This window comes from Acinetobacter sp. A47 (assembly GCF_000805455.1).
Taxonomy (GTDB): Bacteria; Pseudomonadota; Gammaproteobacteria; order Pseudomonadales; family Moraxellaceae; genus Acinetobacter.
In genome coordinates this window covers 372,798-390,900 of record NZ_JSUS01000071.1, presented here as the reverse complement: position 1 = coordinate 390,900, position 18,103 = coordinate 372,798, and the positions used below count along the sequence as shown (strand labels likewise).

General features: G+C 47.5%; 14 protein-coding genes. All 14 read left to right on the top strand.

Going from position 1 to position 18,103, the window contains the following annotated elements:
• The first annotated feature begins 91 nt into the window (after nucleotides 1-91).
• The 14 genes from OC23_RS17250 to OC23_RS17185 all read left to right on the top strand — a co-directional run bounded on the left by OC23_RS17250 (nucleotide 92) and on the right by OC23_RS17185 (nucleotide 17,739).
• On the top strand, nucleotides 92-1,150 hold the full coding sequence (locus tag OC23_RS17250; protein ID WP_038346211.1) for a pilus assembly protein PilM: 1,059 nt from the start codon (nucleotides 92-94) through the stop codon (nucleotides 1,148-1,150).
• Nucleotides 1,150-1,806 (top strand): PilN domain-containing protein, encoded by a 657-nt coding sequence (locus OC23_RS17245; protein WP_038346210.1) that lies wholly within the window; start codon nucleotides 1,150-1,152, stop codon nucleotides 1,804-1,806. The genes OC23_RS17250 and OC23_RS17245 overlap by 1 nt, the downstream gene beginning before the upstream one ends.
• On the top strand, nucleotides 1,803-2,525 hold the full coding sequence (locus OC23_RS17240) for a type 4a pilus biogenesis protein PilO (protein WP_038346209.1): 723 nt from the start codon (nucleotides 1,803-1,805) through the stop codon (nucleotides 2,523-2,525). Before OC23_RS17245 ends, OC23_RS17240 begins: the two co-directional genes overlap by 4 nt.
• A gap of 3 nt (nucleotides 2,526-2,528) precedes the next feature.
• Nucleotides 2,529-3,056, top strand: coding sequence for a pilus assembly protein PilP (locus OC23_RS17235; protein WP_038346208.1), 528 nt, complete (start codon nucleotides 2,529-2,531; stop codon nucleotides 3,054-3,056).
• Between the two features lie 63 nt (nucleotides 3,057-3,119).
• Nucleotides 3,120-5,252, top strand: coding sequence for a type IV pilus secretin PilQ family protein (gene pilQ / locus OC23_RS17230; protein ID WP_161792309.1), 2,133 nt, complete (start codon nucleotides 3,120-3,122; stop codon nucleotides 5,250-5,252).
• A 10-nt stretch (nucleotides 5,253-5,262) separates the two neighbouring features.
• Nucleotides 5,263-5,832 carry a shikimate kinase AroK gene (gene aroK, locus OC23_RS17225; RefSeq protein WP_152607857.1) on the top strand — a complete coding sequence of 190 codons (570 nt, stop codon included), beginning with the start codon at nucleotides 5,263-5,265 and terminating at the stop codon, nucleotides 5,830-5,832.
• 19 nt (nucleotides 5,833-5,851) lie between these two features.
• A complete protein-coding gene (aroB, locus tag OC23_RS17220) occupies nucleotides 5,852-6,934 on the top strand; it encodes a 3-dehydroquinate synthase (protein WP_038346205.1) in 1,083 nt (360 codons plus the stop codon).
• A gap of 19 nt (nucleotides 6,935-6,953) precedes the next feature.
• Nucleotides 6,954-7,814: a hypothetical protein gene (locus OC23_RS17215; protein WP_038346204.1), complete on the top strand. Its 861-nt coding sequence runs from the start codon at nucleotides 6,954-6,956 to the stop codon at nucleotides 7,812-7,814.
• A 461-nt stretch (nucleotides 7,815-8,275) separates the two neighbouring features.
• Nucleotides 8,276-12,757: a glutamate synthase large subunit gene (gene gltB, locus OC23_RS17210; protein WP_171194821.1), complete on the top strand. Its 4,482-nt coding sequence runs from the start codon at nucleotides 8,276-8,278 to the stop codon at nucleotides 12,755-12,757.
• Between the two features lie 73 nt (nucleotides 12,758-12,830).
• Nucleotides 12,831-14,252 carry an FAD-dependent oxidoreductase gene (locus OC23_RS17205; RefSeq protein WP_038346202.1) on the top strand — a complete coding sequence of 474 codons (1,422 nt, stop codon included), beginning with the start codon at nucleotides 12,831-12,833 and terminating at the stop codon, nucleotides 14,250-14,252.
• Nucleotides 14,253-14,422: 170 nt separating this feature from the next.
• Nucleotides 14,423-15,313, top strand: coding sequence for a metal-dependent hydrolase (locus OC23_RS17200; protein WP_038346201.1), 891 nt, complete (start codon nucleotides 14,423-14,425; stop codon nucleotides 15,311-15,313).
• A 176-nt stretch (nucleotides 15,314-15,489) separates the two neighbouring features.
• Complete coding sequence (locus OC23_RS17195; RefSeq protein WP_005227639.1) at nucleotides 15,490-16,080, top strand: LemA family protein; 591 nt, start codon at nucleotides 15,490-15,492, stop codon at nucleotides 16,078-16,080.
• A 37-nt stretch (nucleotides 16,081-16,117) separates the two neighbouring features.
• Complete coding sequence (locus tag OC23_RS19595) at nucleotides 16,118-17,185, top strand: TPM domain-containing protein (protein ID WP_038346200.1); 1,068 nt, start codon at nucleotides 16,118-16,120, stop codon at nucleotides 17,183-17,185.
• A complete protein-coding gene (locus OC23_RS17185) occupies nucleotides 17,179-17,739 on the top strand; it encodes a TPM domain-containing protein (protein ID WP_038346199.1) in 561 nt (186 codons plus the stop codon). Before OC23_RS19595 ends, OC23_RS17185 begins: the two co-directional genes overlap by 7 nt.
• Nucleotides 17,740-18,103 lie beyond the last annotated feature (364 nt).

The window sequence follows — 18,103 nt, the reverse complement described above, 5'->3', positions numbered from 1 at the left end:
TTAGATGAGTTATTGTATCCGTATCAATTAAAGACCAAAACAAAATTAGTATGTTGTATTTTTGGGGATAAAAAAATAATAGGAAAATACTGTGCTCAGGTTATATCGTAAACCAAATAAGGGGTTAGTAGGTGTCGATATTAGTTCGACAACTGTTAAGTTATTGGAGCTCTCTGTAAAGAACGGTAGATATTGGGTTGAAAGTTATGCGGTGATGCCATTACCAGAAAATAGTGTAGTGGAAAAAAGCATTCTGAACCCGGAGGCAGTGGGGGATGCGCTTGAGCGGGTGGTGAATCTTGCCAACCCCCATACCACCAATGTCGCCATTGCTGTGCCGACATCTATGGTCATTAACAAGATCATCGAAATGGATGCCGACATGTCGGATGAAGAACGTGAAGTTCAGATCCGCATGGATGCTGAGCAATATATTCCGTTCCCGCTAGACGAAGTGAGCCTGGATTTTGAAGTCCTGCCTGACCGTTTGGCCAATGTAAACCGGGTCAATGTGCTGCTGGTAGCTACCCGGACAGAAAATGTCGACACACGGGTTGAAGTTCTGGAACTGGCAGGTCTCACTGCAAAAATTGCAGAAGTGGAAAGCTACGCCATGGAGCGGGCTTTCAGCGTCTTTGCCGATACCTTGCCGATGGGCGCCAATACGGTTGGTATTCTGGACATCGGGCATACCATGACCACCCTGTCGGTGATGCAAAAAGGCAAGATTATCTATACCCGTGAGCAGGTCTTTGGTGGGCGTCAGCTGACTCAGGATGTACAGAGCCGCTATGGTCTGTCTTTTGAGGAAGCCGGTCGTGCCAAAAAGGAACGCACCTTGCCGGATGACTACGATACCGAGGTACTTGAACCTTTCCTTGATGCTGTGGTGCAGCAAGCTGCGCGTTCACTGCAGTTCTTCTTTTCATCTTCTCAGTTTAATGAGATTGACCATATTTTGCTTGCTGGCGGGAATGCCAATATTCCGGGCCTGGCCAAGCTATTACAACAAAAGCTCGGTTACCGGGTGACCATTGCCAATCCATTTTTACAGATGGGTTTTTCTCCCCAAATTGATATTAAAAAAATTGAAAATGATGCCTCTTCATTGATGGTGGCATGCGGTTTGGCAATGAGGAGTTTTGATTAATGGCAAAAATTAACTTACTCCCTTGGCGTGATGAGCTAAGAGAACAAAGAAAGAAACAGTTTATCGCTTTTTGTGTCGGGGTTGCTGCATTAGGGGTGGCATCGGTTTTTTCAGGATGGATGTACTTTGACCATAAACTCAGTGATCAGGAACAGGCCAACCAGCTGATTGTGAGTACCAACCAGAATCTGGATACCCAGCTCAAAGCACTGGATGGCTTGCAGGAACGCCGTAATGCCATCATTGAGCGCATGAAGCTGATTCAGGGCTTGCAAGGGCAGCGTCCGGTGACTGTGCGGCTGGTGGACGAGCTGGTCCGTGTCACGCCACCGACCATGTACCTCACCAAGTTTACCCGTAGCGGTGACAAGTTCACCATTGAAGGTAAGGCGGAAAGCCCGAATACCGTGGCGGAGCTATTACGTAATCTGGAGGCTTCACCTTGGTATCGTAATGCCTTCATGAACTCGTTCCTGGCAGTAGATGAAGATAAAAACAAGGATAAGGCCGCAAGTTCGCTGGTTCCTCGCATTGAGGAAAATTATGGCAGTTTCATTGTCACTGTCGATTTGGGCGAGATTGGTACAACGGCTGAAGCTGCACCGACATCAGAACAAGCAGCATCAGTGGCAGTAGCAGTGGGGACAGCGAAATGAACCAAGATGAATTGAATCAAGACACCGTTGCTGTAAAGAAAAAGAAAATGTCTGTCGAGCAGTTCTTCCAGCAATTCAATACGCTGGATATGAATAACTATGGCAGCTGGCCGTTGTCGGTCAAGATTACCTGCTGGATTTTTGTATTTCTGGCGGTAGTGGCACTGGGCTATTTTGTCGTGATCAAGTCCCAGCTTGAAGCCATTGAAAATGCACAGGCACAAGAACAAAGCCTGCTCAACGAGTTCCGGGAAAAAGATTCCAAGTTAAGAAACCTGCAACAATATCAGGCCCAGTTGCAGGAAATGGAAGCGAACTTCAACCAGCAGCTAGAACAGTTGCCAAAAGAAACGGAAATTCCAAGTCTGGTTGAGGATATAAACCTGACCGGGGTAAATTCGGGACTGAAATTCAAGAATATCCGTCTGGAAAATGAAGTCAAACAGGAGTTCTTCATCGAGCAGCCGATCAGTATCGAAGCTACCGGGGATTACCATGCATTCGGAGCATTTGTAACCGGTATTGCGGCTTTACCCCGTATTGTGACCTTGCATGACTTTACGGTTGAGGCCAAAGAAGATACCCAGAAAAAATCTGATATTCCGGTAGTGAACTATACGGTAAAAGCCAAGACCTATCGTTATGTTGGCGCAGATGATCAGGCCAATGCTGTTGCAGCGACAGCGACCAATACGCCACCTGCTACAGGAGGAAAGTAAGCCATGAATAATTATAAATTACTCCTTAGCCTGCTGATCGGACTGGGATTGGTGGGATGCGATTCACGTATTGATGCCGTCAACCAGAAGATGGCGGAAATCCGCAACCAGCCGCCTTTACCCATCGAGCCTGCGCCGGTGTTCACGCCTGTGCCGTTATTTAACTATTCGGCACATCAGCTGAAAAGTCCGTTCATGCCAAGCTCCCTGGCCGCAGAGTTAAAGATTATGGCCGGCAAGCGGGTTTATCCGAACTTTAACCGCCAGCCACAGCCCTTGGAGAGTTATGCCCTTGAGTCATTAAACATGAAGGGCAGTATGCGCGGCAGAACCAATGCAACCATCGCCCTGATTCAAACACCGGATGGGCAGATTGAACGGGTGCAGGTTGGGAACTATCTGGGCATGAATCAGGGGCGCATCATTAAAATCAGCCCGACTCAGATCGACTTGGTGGAAATCGTACCGGATGGCCGAGAAGGTTATGTTGAACGACCTCGGACACTGGTCCTGATTGGACCGGCACCATAAGATATTAAGGGAATAACAATGAAAAAACAGTTTAAAGATTCTTTATTTGGGGAAGCGAAGACCATGAATCATGCATTCCGTCAATTTTCTATGGCTGCGATTACACTTGCGGTGATGCAGGTGGCATCGGCACAAGTCAGCATGACCAATATTGTACCGATGAACCTGGCTGAACAGGGCACAGAAATCCGGATCATGTTTAATGGTTTGCCGCCACAGCCTCAGGCTTACCAGCTTGAGCAACCTTCCCGTTTGATTCTGGATTTTGACAAGGCACAGCAAAGCTTGAAACAGAGCTCTATCCCGGTGTCGACCAATGAGGCAAGTTCTGTTGATGTTGCTGCCGATGATCAGCGTTCCCGTGTGATTGTCAACTTAAAAGATGCCGGGGCATTTACCACCCGTGTTGAAGGCAATACCTTTGTACTGAAAATCAATTCGGCCAAGCCGGCGATGACAACGCCTGTTGCCGCAGTTCGTCAGGTACAGCAGGGGATTTCCAACATCGGTTTCCAGCGTGGGAACCAGGGTGAAGGTCTGGTCGTCATTGATTTGTTAGGCAATAACACCCCTGTTGATGTGCAACAGCAGGGCAGTAAAATTGTTGTGCGTACCATGGGCAATAAAATCCCGGCACACTTGGCCCGTCGCCTCAACACCAATGACTTTGCAACCCCGGTGGCGAGTATTGATGCCTATAATGACAAAGGCAATGGCGTGGTGACCATCCAGTCTGCCGGCAGTTATGAATATATGGCCTATCAGGCTGAGAACAAGCTGACCATCAGTCTGAAGCGTCCTGAAGACAAGTCGCCGACCAAGGCCAAGACTCAGGCCTATACCGGCAATAAGATTTCTCTTGATTTCCAGGATATTGAAGTGCGCCGTGTGCTGCAGTTGCTGGCAGACTTTACCGGCATCAATATGGTGGCAGCAGACACGGTACAGGGCAATATTACCTTGCGCCTTAAAGATGTACCGTGGGATCAGGCACTGGATATCGTGCTGAAAACCAAGAATCTGGATAAACGCCGTAACGGCAATGTGATCTGGATTGCACCGGTTTCAGAACTGATCAAGGCCGAGGAAGAAGAAGCTAAGGCACAGGCACAAAGTGTGAAGCTGGCACCGCTGCAAACCGAATATATTACCTTGAGTTATGCCAAAGCAGCTGATATTGAAAAGCTGATTACCCAAGGGAAAAATGCCAATACCAATAATGGCAATTCTTCCAATTCAGTCAGCAATGATACCTTGTCGGGTGGTTTGTTGAGCCCGAGAGGAACCATCTCGATTGACCCGCGAACCAATACCCTGATTGTAAATGACACCTCACAGAAAATTGACCAGATCCGTAAAATGGTTGACCTGCTCGATGTATCGGTGAAACAGGTGATGATCGAGGCGCGTATTGTCAGTGCCAGCACCGATTTTACCAAAGAGATGGGGGTAAAATGGGGTATCCTGTCACAGGGGATCACCAAGAATAATGACCTGTTGGTGGGGGGGAGCGATAAAACTTTATGGAATCTGAGAAAACCGGAAAAAGACAGTGAAACAGGGGGCTGGAAATATGAAATTGAACGCCCGGATAACCTGAATGTGGACTTGGGGGCAGTTACTCCCGGAGCCAGCCGGATTGCTTTCGGCCTGATCAGCCTTTCCGACTTTATGCTGGATCTGGAGCTCTCTGCAGTACAGGCCGATGGTTATGGTGAAGTGATCTCGACACCGAAAGTCATGACGGCTGACAAGCAACCTGCAAAAATCGAATCGGGTAAGAAAATTCCGTATACCTCATCGACTGGGGGAGGTGCCAATGCCGTACCTAAAACCGAATTTATTGATGCCACTTTGAGTCTGGACGTGACACCAAGCATTACACCTGACGGTAAGGTGATGATGAAACTGAACATTACCAAGGACTCGCAAAGTACGCCAACACCGACAGGCCAGCTTACCATCAATAAAAACCAGATCGATACCAACGTGCTGGTCGACAATGGTGAAACCGTGGTACTTGGCGGGATTTTTGAACAGGAAAATATCAGTTCCCAGACAAAAGTCCCATTTCTTGGCGACTTGCCTTATGTGGGCCGCCTGTTCCGTCGTGACCTGAAAACCGACAATAAACGTGAACTACTTATTTTTATTACGCCGAGAATTGTTAATGACACTTTGACCAGAAATCATTAATATATTTTCAATAATCGCAATTCATATAGGTGGCGCGTTGCCAAGCAAAGCGTTTAATACCCTACCAAATATTTATTTGGTAGGGCCAATGGGGGCAGGAAAAACAACAGTTGGTCGGCATCTGGCAGAATTGTTAGGCCGTGATTTTATTGACAGTGATCATGAAATCGAACGTAAAACAGGTGCCACAATTCCATGGATTTTTGAAAAAGAAGGTGAAGTCGGATTTCGGTTACGCGAGACCAATGTATTAAACGACCTGACCTCCCGCCCTTTACTGGTACTGGCCACTGGCGGTGGTGCAGTTACTCAGGAGAAAAACAGGGAATTTCTGAAACAGCGAGGTATCGTTGTCTATCTTTATACTCCTGTAGAATTGCAGCTACAGCGAACCTATCGCGATAAAAATCGCCCTTTATTACAAGTTGAAAATCCAGAGCAGAAATTGCGTGACCTGTTGGCCCTGCGCGATCCTTTGTACCGTGAAGTTGCCCATCATATCATTGAAACAAATCAAGGGGCTGCACGCGATCTGGCGCAACGTATCCTGCACGTCATTTTATCTAAAAAAGTTAAGTAATCGCTAGTTGGTTGTCATTATGCAAACGTTACATGTTGAGTTGGGTGATCGCCGTTATCCAATCTTTATTGGTAGTCATTTAGATCCAAAACAATTGCTTGCGCCGTATTTGCATGGCCGGCAAGTGATGCTGGTTTCAAACTCGACGGTCGCGCCTTTGTATCTGGAACATTATCGGGAAGCCCTGATCGCACTGGATAAACAGGTTGCACAATGTATCCTGCCAGATGGCGAACAATATAAGGATCTCCAGCATTTAAACCTTATTTTTGATGCGTTGCTGGAAGCGGGCTTTAACCGCGATTGTACCGTACTGGCCCTGGGCGGTGGCGTGATTGGTGACATGGCCGGGTTTGCCTCGGCCTGTTTCCAGCGTGGCGTGTATTTTGTGCAGGTACCGACCACCTTGCTGTCCCAGGTTGACTCCAGTGTCGGGGGCAAGACCGGTATTAATCATCCGCTGGGCAAGAACATGCTGGGGGCTTTCCAGCAGCCGCAAGTGGTACTGGCCGATATGGCACAACTGGAGACTTTACCTGACCGCGAATTGTCTGCAGGGTTATCGGAAGTCATTAAATACGCTTTACTGGGTGATGCCGATTTTCTGGTCTGGTTAGAGCAAAACATGGATGCGCTGATCGGACGGGATGCCAATCTGCTGGCAGAAGCGGTTTATCGTTCATGTGCACATAAAGCACGGATTGTGGCCAATGACGAAAAGGAGCAGGGTGAACGCGCCTTGCTAAATCTTGGGCATACCTTTGGACATGCGATCGAATCTTATCTGGGCTACGGCACATGGTTACATGGTGAAGCAGTGGCGACCGGTATGGTGATGGCAGCAGATTTATCGCACCGTTTAGGCTGGATTTCAGCCGAAGATGTGCAACGTACAAAAAATATCATTCAGCGGGCCCATTTACCGATATCATGTCCAAAAATTCCATTAGATGAGTTCTTGGCTTATATGTCGCACGATAAAAAAGTCTTAAATGGTCAGTTACGTCTGGTGCTCTTGAAAAACTTGGGGCAGGCGGTGATTACCAAAGATTTTGATGTTGAGCTAATGAAACAATCTATTCTTGAAAATCAATCTGCATAATTAATCATTTGGGTAAAGCATGGCTGTGTCACGATCAATTTGGCAAAATATTCAACAATATAGCTGGCTCGTTTTTGCGCTGGTTTGTTTAATTGCTGCATTGATATTCTGGGGTGTTACCGACACCAAGGCGCTGGTAAAAGAGCAACAGCCGACTGAAACGGAAGCGCAGGTTCAGATCCAGCCCGAAAAGGTTGCGGCCACTGCACATTTGGGGGCACTCTCGGATGAGGTGAAGCCCCTGGATTTGACCACGCGTGTGGTTGTATCCAATGAGCATGCACCTGAATTTCGTGGCACCAAATATATTAAAGAAAACCAGCGGCAATGGACCACGGAAATTTTCCGTAGCTCAGATGAAGCCATTGTAAAAAATTTCCTGTTAAACCGTGCCGATCGCAGAAAGTTTGTCTACTTCCGTCTGAGTGGTGAGGAGCAGGCCGAACAATATGTTTTAACCTATGGGCTCTCGTCGAGTGCAGAAGAAGCCACACGCCAGTTCGCACAGCTCAATCTGGTACTGCCTGAGTCGGTCAAGCCTAAAGCGCAGCAACTGACTGGATACGCAGACTTTGTCAACGATTTGGGCTCTGATGAAATGAAGTCTGCCACCAATCAGCTGTATGCAGTCCAGTTACGACCTGCGGCCTTGCCTAAAGTCGATGAAACCTTGCTGTTGACCAACAGGGCACCCGTAACGGGCACGCGTCCTGCCAATCCTTCCACGACCGTAAAAACGACAGTGACTCAACGTGATGCACAAGGCAATGTGGTAAATGTGAAACAAAGCCAATCTGCGCCAGCAAATCCTCCAAGTACTGAAAAAGTAAAAGAAAATTCTGATTCTGGCAAACGGGAAGTCAGCGACCCGTTCAACTGATGCTGCACTAAAACTGTGCAAAGGTGATTCTTTTTATAGCAGCATGGTGTTTTTTGGTGCAATTTATTTAAGGGAGCAAACGCTTTGCTCCTTATAATTTAAAGTTATTTTAATTTTTTTAACGATTTAGTAAATCCTATTTCTCATGGCATGTTTTTTGCATTGTTGTGGTGCTAATTTGTCTGCTCATTGCCCCTTTTGGCACTAATTGATTCATTCTTTTAGTGAAATGGAAAGTTTTTGTGCTTTACAAACTTTTTTGAGGGTGTAATAACTGAAAACACTTTAGAAGGCGAAGTGCGCTGTTTCTTGCAAAAGAAAGGCGTATATTGCAAATCCGCCTGTAAAAATGTTTTCGCGAAGCATTGAACTTTAAATGAGTTGATCGGCAATATCGCAGAAAATGAATTGAATGTTTGTTGCTCGAAAGAGCCATGTTGAAAGAAGGGTACGCTATGCACATGCCATCGCCTAATACTGTAGCTCCCGCTCAAGGTTTATATCAGCCTGACGAGTTTAAGGATAACTGTGGTTTTGGTCTGATTGCCCATATGAAGGGTGAGTCAAGCCATCATCTGGTCGAAACTGCGATTCACAGTTTAAGTTGCATGACGCACCGTGGTGGTATTGCCGCAGATGGCAAGACAGGAGATGGGTGCGGATTGTTATTGGCGATGCCAAAGCAATTTTTCCGTGATGAAGCAAAAAAACTCAGTGATATTACACTCAGTGAAATTTTTGCTGTAGGTACGGTATTTTTAAATACTGATCCGGCATTGGCGCAACATTCTAAAAATATTTTAACCAAAGAAATCGAGTCAGATGGCTTACGTGTGCTGGCCTGGCGTGTTGTCCCGACCAATAATGATGTACTCGGTGAAATTGCGCTTCAATCTCTGCCTGTGTTTGAACAGGTCATTGTAAACTGCCCGATGGGGGTAACCGAGATTGAGTTTAACCGTAAGCTGTTTCTGGCGCGCCGTCGTGCCGAACAACAATTACAAAATGATCCTTCTTTCTATGTGACCACACTTTGCTCGACCGTGATCAGCTATAAAGGCCTGATGATGCCGGCAGCCATTGCTGACTTCTATACCGACCTGGCTGATGAGCGCCTGAAATCACATATTGTGGTGTTCCACCAACGCTTTTCGACCAATACCTTGCCACGCTGGCCTTTGGCCCAGCCTTTCCGTTACCTTGCGCACAATGGTGAGATCAATACCATTACTGCAAACCGTAACTGGGCCTTGGCACGTACCCCGAAATTTGCAAACCCGTTATTGCCGGGCTTAACCGAGCTCAACCCGATCGTTAACCGGACCGGTTCGGATTCATCCAGTCTGGATAACATGCTTGAAATCCTAGTCGGTGGTGGCATGGACCTGTTCCGTGCGCTACGCATGCTGGTACCGCCTGCATGGCAAAACGTGGAAACACTGGATGCCGACCTGCGTGCTTTCTACGAATTTAACTCAAAGCATATGGAAGCATGGGATGGCCCGGCTGGTCTGGTAATTCAGGATGGTCGTCATGCAATCTGTATGCTTGACCGTAATGGCTTGCGTCCAGCGCGCTGGGTCATCACCAAGAATGATTACATTACCCTGGCATCAGAAATCGGGGTATGGGGCTACGAGCCGGAAGATGTAGTATCCAAAGGCCGTGTCGGTCCGGGTCAAATCTTGGTTGTCGATACCTTGACAGGCAAGGTACTAGATACCAAAGATGTCAGCAATCACCTTAAAAACATGCGCCCATATCGCGAATGGTTGCGTGATCATGCGATCCGTTTACAGGCCAATCCACAGCTTGAAGAGCAACTGGTCGATCAGGGTCTGACAGGCGACAAGCTGAAAGCGGCACAAAAAATGTTTATGGTGACATTTGAAGAGCGTGACCAGCTATTACGTCCAATCGCAGAAAGCGGTCAGGAAGCGGTTGGCTCAATGGGTGATGATACTCCAATGGCGGTGTTGTCCCGTCAGGTACGTCATGTGTCTGACTATTTCCGCCAGCAGTTTGCTCAGGTGACCAACCCGCCAATCGATCCATTACGTGAATCGATCGTGATGTCGCTGGAAACCTGTTTAGGTCGTGAACAGAATGTGTTTGAGCAAGGCCCGGAACATGCCGACCGTATCATCATTTCCAGTCCGGTGTTGTCAAATTCAAAAATGCAGCAGCTTCGCGATGTGGAAAAAGAGCGTGAAGGCTATGGCGTGGTGGATATTGACCTGAACTATGCTGAAGCCGAAGGCTTACAGGCGGCAATTGAGCGGATCTGTGAGGAATCGGCGCAAGCGGTTCGCGATGGGAAAACGTTAATTGTATTAACCGATAAAAACTTCCGTGAAGGGTTCTTGCCTGCAAATGCTGCATTGGCAACTGGAGCTGTGCATCACCATCTGATTAAAACGGGTCTACGTACCGATGCCAACATTCTGGTCGAAACCGGTTTTGCCCGTGATCCACATCAGTTTGCGGTATTACTAGGCTTTGGTGCCACTGCAGTCTATCCATATCTTGCTTATGATGTGATCAATGATCTGGTTGCAAAAGGCGAGTTGCTTGGCGACCCGATTCAGGCACAGGCCAACTTCCGTAAAGGGATTGAGAAAGGCTTGCTGAAAGTACTGTCTAAAATGGGTATCTCGACTGTTGCTTCTTATCGTGGCGGTCAGCTATTTGAAGCGGTAGGGTTATCTTCAGAAGTCGTGGACAAATGTTTCCTTGGCGTACCGAGCCGTATTCAGGGAGCAACCTTTGCCGATCTGGAAAATGACCAGAAGAAATTGGCAACGACTGCCTGGCAGAACCGCAAGCCGATTGATCAAGGTGGTTTGCTCAAGTTTGTCTTTGGTAAAGAGTACCACGCGTTTAATCCAGACGTAATCAATGCCTTGCATAAAGCGGTACGTTCAGGCCAATATCAGGATTTTAAAGCATACGCAGAACTGGTAAATAACCGTCCAGTGGCGACCATCCGTGATTTATTCAAGTTAAAAACCACAGAAGCCATTGCGCTGGATCAGGTTGAAAGTATTGAAGACATCCTGCCACGTTTTGACTCTGCGGGTATGTCTTTAGGTGCATTATCACCAGAAGCACATGAAGCAATTGCGATTGCCATGAATACCATTGGTGGCCGTTCCAACTCGGGTGAGGGTGGTGAAGACCCTGCGCGTTATGGCACGATTCGTAACTCCAAAATCAAGCAGATTGCATCAGGTCGTTTTGGGGTAACGCCTGCTTACCTGACCTCTGCTGAAGTGTTGCAGATCAAGGTAGCCCAAGGTGCAAAACCGGGTGAGGGTGGCCAGTTACCGGGTGGTAAGGTCAATGGCCTGATTGCCCGTTTACGTTACTCGGTGCCAGGTGTGACCCTGATTTCACCACCACCACACCATGATATTTATTCGATTGAAGACTTATCACAGTTGATCTTTGACTTGAAACAGGTCAATCCTCAGGCCATGGTATCGGTCAAGCTGGTCTCTGAGCCGGGAGTGGGTACCATTGCTGCGGGTGTTGCAAAAGCTTATGCCGACTTCATTACCATTTCTGGTTATGACGGTGGTACAGCGGCATCCCCACTGTCATCGATTCACCATGCGGGTTCACCGTGGGAACTGGGTCTTAGCGAAGCGCATCAGGCCTTACGTGTCAATGACCTGCGTGGCAAGGTGCGTGTACAGACCGATGGTGGCCTGAAAACCGGTCTGGATGTGATCAAGGCTGCGATTTTAGGTGCAGAAAGCTTTGGTTTCGGTTCTACTCCAATGATTGCTCTGGGGTGTAAATACCTGCGTATCTGTCACTTGAACAACTGTGCAACCGGCGTTGCAACACAGCAAGATCATTTACGTCAGGAACACTATATTGGTGAACCTGAAATGCTGATCAACTTCTTCAAGTTTATTGCAGAAGAAACCCGTGAGTGGCTAGCTGCATTAGGTGTTGCTTCATTGAAAGACCTGATTGGCCGTGTAGATTTGCTTGAAGTGTTGCCGGGCGAAACCGACAAACATGCCCATCTTGACCTGAGTGCACTATTGACTTCACATCCTGCTGCCGAAGGTAAGGCGCAATATTGTCAGGTTCAGGGCAATGCACCATTTGATAAAGGTGTTCTTGCAGAACAGATGGTGGCAGAAATGTTGCCGGCAATTGAAGCGGGTACAGGTGGTTCATTCAACTTCACTGTCGGTAACTGCGACCGTTCGATCGGTGCGCGTATCTCGGGTGAAATTGCCCGTCGCTATGGCAACCTTGGCATGGAAAACAGTCCTGTCATCATGAATCTGGAAGGTACGGCTGGCCAGTCACTGGGGGTATGGAATGCAGGCGGTCTGCATATCAAGCTTGAGGGTGATGCCAACGACTATGTCGGTAAAGGCATGGCGGGCGGTCGTGTCTCGATCTTCCCACCAAAAGGTTCACCATTCCAGACCCAAAATACGGCCATTATCGGGAACACCTGCTTATACGGTGCAACGGGTGGTAAGTTATTTGCTGCCGGGACCGCGGGCGAGCGTTTTGCTGTTCGTAACTCGGGTGCATTTGCTGTCATTGAAGGTGCAGGCGATCACTGCTGTGAATACATGACTGGCGGTGTAGTAACGGTATTGGGTAAAGTCGGGCATAACTTCGGTGCGGGCATGACTGGCGGTTTTGCCTATGTCCTTGATCTGGATAATGACTTTGTAGACTACTACAACCATGAACTGATTGACCTGAACCGTATCTCTACCGAGTCGATGGAAGATCACAAGGAAAACCTGTTACGTATCCTGGATGAACATATCAAGGAAACGGGTAGTGCCTGGGCATACAAGATCCGTAACGAGTTTGACTTCTATAGCCGTAAGTTCTGGCTTGTAAAACCAAAAGCTGCTAATTTGCAAACGCTTTTAAAAACAACTCAAGCCGATCCACAATAATTCCACGACTGCAAAGACATAGGCTGGCGCAGAAAGATGAAGGACATCGCTGCGCCTACCCACGGAGAGAGACATGGCAGAACGCCTCAATAATGACTTTCAATTTCTGGATGTAGCACGTCAAGATCCAGAGAAAAAAGATATTACTGTCCGCAAAGCAGAGTTTGTGGAAATTTATAAACCTTTTACTGCAGAAGTGGCTGCTAACCAGACCCACCGCTGTTTAGGTTGCGGTAATCCCTATTGTGAATGGAAATGTCCGGTACATAACTACATTCCAAACTGGTTAAAACTGATTGCAGAAGGCCAGATTTTCCAGGCGGCCGAGCTTTGCCATCAAACCAATACCTTGCCGGAAGTGTGTGGCCGTGTCTGCCCGCAGGACCGTCTATGTGAAGGGGCCTGTACCTTAAACGATGGTTTTGGTGCCGTAACTATTGGTAATGCTGAAAAATATATCAACGATACTGCCTTTGCACTGGGCTGGCGTCCAGATATGTCCAGCGTCAAATGGACCAATAAAAAAGTGGCGATCATCGGCGCCGGCCCGGCTGGGTTGGGCTGTGCAGATATTCTGGCACGTGGTGGTGTCAAACCGGTCGTCTTTGATAAGCGTCCTGAAATTGGTGGCCTGCTCACATTCGGTATTCCAGAATTTAAAATGGAAAAAGATGTGATGAAACGTCGTCGCGAAATTTTTACCGGTATGGGCATCGAGTTCCGTTTAAATACCGAGATTGGTGTGGATGTTACCATTGAGCAGTTACTTGCCGAATACGATGCCGTGTTTATGGGAATGGGCACCTACACCTATATGAAAGGCGGTTTCCCGGGTGAAGAGCTCGATGGCGTATATGATGCACTGGATTTCCTGATTGCAAATGTGAACCGTTGTCAGGGCTGGGAAAAAGACCCGAGCGAATACATCAGTGTGGATGGCAAAAAAGTCATCGTGCTGGGTGGTGGCGATACAGCGATGGACTGTAACCGGACTTCATTACGCCAGGGTGCACATGATGTGACCTGTGCCTATCGTCGTGATGAAAGCAACATGCCGGGTTCTGCACGTGAGGTTAAAAATGCCTATGAAGAGGGAGTGAAATTCCTGTTCAACCGTCAGCCTGTTGAAATTGTGGGTGAAAATGGCAAAGTGACGGGGGTTAAAGTGGTCACCACACAAATGGGTGAGCCGGACAGCCGTGGCCGCCGCAGTCCGGAACCGATTCCGGGCTCTGAAGAAATCTTGCCAGCAGATGCGGTCTTGCTTGCTTTTGGTTTCCGTCCAAGTCCGGCAGACTGGTTCGGTCATGCCAATGTGAGTCTGGATGGTTCTGGTCGTGTGATTGCGGCTGAACAGCAACAGTTCAAGTTCCAGACCTCAAATCCAAAAATCTTTGCAGGTGGCGATATGGTGCGGGGTTCTGACCTGGTGGTTACTGCCATCTGGGAAGGCCGACAAGCTGCGGAAGGCATTCTGGATTATCTCGGGGTCTAACTCTGCCTGCATAAATATCGTTTAAACACAGCCTGCTTGATGCAGGCTTTGTTTTTTCCACTGGTCATTTTGGTAGTTTTGGCAAACTTTCTAAGCTTTTTTGCCCTGTCCGAGCCGGGTGTCCGGCGCAATACTCGAACCAGATCCCGAATATGCACAAGGTAATCACAATGGCACTTGCAAATGTGAAGGTGGAAAAAAGCTATTTAAATCGCCCCAAGGCATTGGGGATTACCGTACGTCGCTTACAGTTTAATCCTGCCAAAATCAAACGGCATTATTTTGCCAATTCCCCCGTCATGTCGCATCTGCTGACTGCACTTTCTTCTACTTTCCCGATTGGTGAGCAGTATTTCGTCAATAGCGTGCGTAATGTCAGGGATAAAGTTCAAGACCCGCAATTACAGGCACAAATCGCTGCTTTTATCGGGCAAGAGGCCATGCACTCCAAAGCGCATACCGAATTTAATGATGCATGGCGACGGGATGATTATAACCTTGACCGCTTTCAGGCATGGCTGGCGCAGCGCGATGACTTGCTCCGGAACATCCATCCCAAATTACAACTGGCGCTGACCTGTGCCTTTGAGCACTTTACTGCCATGTTAGGCGGCTATATCCTGAAACATCCGGAAATCCTCAGTACACTGGATGAAGATGCCATGAAACTGTGGGTGTGGCATGCGATTGAGGAAATTGAGCATCGTTCCGTCGCTTTTGACGTTTATCAGCACGTCTATGGTGATGACCGGATTCGCCGTCTGCTGATGCGTAGTGTCACTACAGGCTTTGCCAGCCTGACTTTTTATGCGACTTCCCGGCTGATCTGGCAGGACAAATGGAAAAGTCTGCCAAAAGTGGGAGGCAACCTGTTTGGGGTGTATTTGCTTGCCAAAATGCTGGTGCAACTTGTTCCCGAGTATCTGTCTTATTATAGAGCCGATTTTCATCCGGCCAAACATGATTACACGGTGCTGGTCAATTACTGGAAAGCACGCATGGCAGATGAATACGGTATGGCAAGTTTTCAGGAGGAGGCTGCTTCACGGCTTTACAGTTAATAAATATGGTTTTTCCAAAGGTTTGCTTAGCATGGCATTACTCAACAAGTGGGGGTAATGCTTTTTTTATTTAAAGAGTCATCAAGCAAATTTAATAAATGTTACACAGCCAGCAAAAAATCCCATTACAATGAACTATCGCAAAAATATAAAGAAAAACTTGAGGATAAATTTTTATGAAAGTTATGAAACAAACTGCACTCGCAACTGTATTGGCTAGCACACTTCTGTTTACAGGCTGCGGCTATAACACTTTACAGGTGAAAGATGAAGCGGTGAATGCTTCCTGGTCTGAGGTACAGAACCAATATCAACGCCGTGCTGACCTGGTACCGAATCTGGTCAATGTGGTGAAAGGCTATGCCAAACATGAAGAACAGGTGCTCACGGAAGTGACACAGGCACGTTCAAATGTGGCGGGCTTAAAAGTTGACAAGGAAGTACTGGAAGACCCTGCGTTATTTGAAAAATACCAACAGGCTCAAAGCCAGCTGACCGGTGCATTGTCACGTCTGATTGCCGTATCGGAAAATTATCCTGACCTGAAGGCCAATGAACAGTTCCGTGACTTGCAGGCCCAGCTTGAAGGGACCGAAAACCGTATTGCAGTTGCCCGTAACCGTTATATTACCACGGTTCAGGACTACAATGGCTATGTACGCCAGTTCCCTCAGGCCTTGACGGCTAAAGTAATTGGTATGAAAACCAAAGAAAACTTCAAGGCGGAGCAGTCTGCTCAACAAGCACCAACAGTTTCATTTAACTAAGTTTTGAAATTGTTTTTGAATGGTGGGGAGTGACCGTATGTCTGGAGCGTTACAGCAGAAGCGAACACAGCCTGTTTTAGCTGGGCTATTACTGCTTTTTGCCACACTTTGTTTTCAACATACGGTCTGGGCCGAGGTTGCAACCGCAACAGATCAGAGTGATCTGGTGGTTGCAGGTAAAATTATTCAGGAACAGCAAACCAATAAAACCGCACCTGCAAGCAGCACGAATACTGAAACATCAGTATTGCCTAAAGTCGCCGATGACATGGCCGAGGGTGAGTCTATCCGTGACTTGCCGAGTTTAAACCAGCCGGTGATTGATCAGGCCAAAATCTTAAGTGATGCAGAATTACAGCAACTTAACCAGAAAATCCTGAGTCTTTACCAGCAGGGCAAGGCCCAAGTGGGTGTGATTATCGTGCCGACCACGGGTCAGGAAGCGATTTTCGATTTTGCATTACGTGCCGGAGAAAAGTGGCAACTGGGCTCGGCAAAACGTGATAATGGGCTGTTGATGGCAATTGCAGTCAATGACCGCAAAATCCAGATTCTGACCGGTTATGGTCTGGAAGGGGTGCTGCCTGATCTGGTCCTCAGCCGGATTATCCGCAATCAGATTACGCCTGCTTTTAAACAGGGACAATACGCGCAAGGGATTTCAGCCGGTCTGGACGAAATTAGCCGTATTGTGAACCTGGACCCTGAAGTTGCACAACAGGCAGCACAAGAGTTGAAAGAACGCCATGAGCAAGCCTTACACGCACAGCAGGCCAGGGAAAATACCTTGACCATGGCCCTGTTTATCCTGATTGCAGGTGTGATTGGCTCATTTATTGTGGGTAACCGTTTGAGTGCCTCAACAGCAGCAGTGGCGGCAACTGCTGCAGGGCTGGTCAATGGAGCCGGGCTGGTCATGAGCTTGCTGCTCGGTGTGGGAATTTTCTTTTTACTGATTACTTCACTTGCACAACTGATTTTCCAGATGTTCTTGTCTGGCAGCGGGCGCGGCGGCGGTGGCGGAGGTGGAGGTTTTGGCGGCGGCGGTGGTTATAGCGGCGGCGGCGGTAGCTTTGGTGGGGGAGGAGCATCAGGCTCATGGTAACAAAGACAGATACAACACAGATTATTACCCAGCCGAAACTGGATGATCATGTGCAACCGAGTGTAAAACGCTGGTTCAGGCATTTTCTCTATGTTTCATCTGCTCATCGTTATTTTAGCAAGCAGGACCGGTCCGAGATTGCCAAAGCGGTACAGCAGGCAGAAAAGGGCCATGTGGGTGAGATTCAGGTGGTGATTGAAGGGCACATTCCCTGTTCGCAAGCCTATCATCAGAATACCCGCTTACGGGCACAGCAGCTCTTTGCTGAGCTCGGTGTCTGGGATACTGAGCTAAATAGTGGCGTGCTGCTGTATTTGAACCTGTGCGAACGTAAAGTTGAAATCGTGATTGATCGGGGATTGAAGAACGCGACCCAAACCGAAACCTGGCATAGGATTTGTCAAAGTATGGTGCTGTTGCTGGCTCAGAAGCAATATCTACATGCAGTCACCCAGGGTGTTGCCGAGATCGGACAGATTCTGGATCAGTATTATGTAAAATCTGATGTAAATGACCACAATGAACTACCAAACGAACCGATCATTTTAAATTAGAGCCGGCTTTTAATTTAACATCAAAATCATGCTTGTTATTTTAGAAAAAATAAATTATTGTGCAGACGAGTCTGTATAGTTGGTTTTCTGGATAGCAAGCTTTTCTACAGGCTTCCGATAAACGGCAACAAAAATAAAAAAATAATTCAGATAAATATTGTGTGATTCAGGTCGCTCAATTTAAATACAATTCGAAAATAATCAAATTTGATATCTAGAAAAACGCATAATAAAGCATTAAAGCTGACGCTAATTGTCATTTTTTTTCTTAAAATGTCTAAATTGCGCTGCTTTTAGCCAACATGAATTTTTTTTAAGTCCCTGTTTTTTTAGAGTAAAATTGGCTAAGCTAAGGACTGGCATA